This is a genomic window from Flavonifractor plautii ATCC 29863 (assembly GCF_000239295.1).
In the GTDB taxonomy this organism is placed as follows: Bacteria; Bacillota; Clostridia; order Oscillospirales; family Oscillospiraceae; genus Flavonifractor; species Flavonifractor plautii.
Genome location: NZ_JH417629.1, coordinates 1 through 2,287 on the forward strand (window position 1 = coordinate 1; position 2,287 = coordinate 2,287).

Below are 2,287 nucleotides of genomic sequence, written 5' to 3' on the forward strand. Positions count from 1 at the left end.
TGGTGGAGGTTACCGGACTCGAACCGGTGACCCCCTGCTTGCAAAGCAGGTGTTCTACCAGCTGAACTAAACCCCCAGGGTTTTGGTGGTGGGCCCAAGTGGACTCGAACCACCGACCTCACGATTATCAGTCGTGCGCTCTAGCCAGCTGAGCTATGGGCCCGTCGTCGTCGACGCAAAGTCCGCTCCGTTCGTGACGCCCTCACGGCCATCCCTCACTGCGCTCTCTTGCGTCTCCTCTCCCGAACAGACCCGCTTCGCTGGGCTCTGTTCGGGTACCCGAGAGTGTACCCTCTAAATTAAACAACGTGAAAGCCATTCGCTCCAGAAAGCTGACCTTAGGACGTTACAACAGAAAACTACTTCCGTTGAAATCTCCTTAGAAAGGAGGTGATCCAGCCGCACCTTCCGATACGGCTACCTTGTTACGACTTCACCCCAATTATCGAACCCACCTTCGGCCGCGCCCTCCTTGCGGTTAGGCTACGGACTTCGGGTGTTCCCGACTCTCATGGTGTGACGGGCGGTGTGTACAAGGCCCGGGAACGTATTCACCGCGGCATGCTGATCCGCGATTACTAGCGATTCCAACTTCATACAGGCGGGTTTCAGCCTGCAATCCGAACTGGGATGGCTTTTAGGGATTTGCTCCACCTCGCGGTATTGCCTCCCTCTGTTAACCACCATTGTAGTACGTGTGTGGCCCAGGACATAAGGGGCATGATGATTTGACGTCGTCCCCACCTTCCTCCGTTTTGTCAACGGCAGTCTCGCTAGAGTGCTCTTGCGTAGCAACTAACAATAAGGGTTGCGCTCGTTGCGGGACTTAACCCAACATCTCACGACACGAGCTGACGACAACCATGCACCACCTGTCTCCACTTTCCCCGAAGGGCACCTAACGCATCTCTGCCTCGTTAGTGGGATGTCAAGCCCTGGTAAGGTTCTTCGCGTTGCTTCGAATTAAACCACATACTCCACCGCTTGTGCGGGCCCCCGTCAATTCCTTTGAGTTTCAACCTTGCGATCGTACTCCCCAGGTGGGATACTTATTGTGTTAACTGCGGCACGGAGGGGGTCAGACCCCCCACACCTAGTATCCATCGTTTACGGCGTGGACTACCAGGGTATCTAATCCTGTTTGCTCCCCACGCTTTCGCGCCTCAGCGTCAGTTACTGTCCAGCAATCCGCCTTCGCCACTGGTGTTCCTCCGTATATCTACGCATTTCACCGCTACACACGGAATTCCGATTGCCTCTCCAGCACTCAAGAACTACAGTTTCAAATGCAGGCTGGAGGTTGAGCCCCCAGTTTTCACATCTGACTTGCAATCCCGCCTACACGCCCTTTACACCCAGTAAATCCGGATAACGCTTGCCACCTACGTATTACCGCGGCTGCTGGCACGTAGTTAGCCGTGGCTTATTCGTCGGGTACCGTCATTTGTTTCGTCCCCGACAAAAGAAGTTTACAACCCGAAAGCCTTCTTCCTTCACGCGGCGTTGCTGGGTCAGGCTTGCGCCCATTGCCCAATATTCCCCACTGCTGCCTCCCGTAGGAGTCTGGGCCGTGTCTCAGTCCCAATGTGGCCGGTCAACCTCTCAGTCCGGCTACTGATCGTCGCCTAGGTGGGCCGTTACCCCGCCTACTAGCTAATCAGACGCGAGGCCATCTCAGAGCGATAAATCTTTGGCAGTCAGAGCCATGCGACCCAACTGCTTCATGCGGTATTAGCACTCCTTTCGGAGTGTTATTCCCCTCTCCAAGGCAGGTTCCTCACGCGTTACTCACCCGTCCGCCACTAGGTAACTCAATCCATTGGACGAATCCTCCGTCATGAGCACCCCGTTCGACTTGCATGTGTTAAGCACGCCGCCAGCGTTCATCCTGAGCCAGGATCAAACTCTCAATAAAATGGTATCTAAAGAACGTCTCCGTTCCTCAAATCATCTTATCGAAGCTCAATTCATAGCTTCAAAGAAATTAAATCAAGAGCCTTCTTCATCAAGCTTGCGCTTGCTCAGAAGGACTTCTCGTCCTTTCTGGTGCTTCGTGTTTCTCTCACGTTGTTTAATTTACAAGGTACACGCCCCTGTCAGCTTTTCTGCTGACGTGCTATTTATTTTAGCACTCACGCTTTCGCTTGTCAAGAACTTTTTTCAAACTTTTCTGAGGTTTTTCAGCCTCATGGCCGTTCTTTTTGTTCTTTTCAAGCAGGTTCCCGCCTCTCGGCGCGAACTCATTTAGTTTACCACGCTCTCACTCATTTGTCAAGCACTTTTTTCA

2 tRNA genes and 1 rRNA gene are annotated in these 2,287 nt (G+C 53.1%); all 3 read right to left on the bottom strand.

From position 1 onward, the window contains the following. Positions 1–76 (bottom strand) — tRNA-Ala (locus HMPREF0372_RS00635). A gap of 10 nt (positions 77–86) precedes the next feature. After that, positions 87–163 (bottom strand) — tRNA-Ile (locus tag HMPREF0372_RS00640). A 220-nt stretch (positions 164–383) separates the two neighbouring features. After that, positions 384–1,915 (bottom strand): 16S ribosomal RNA (locus tag HMPREF0372_RS00645). Positions 1,916–2,287: the final 372 nt, after the last annotated feature.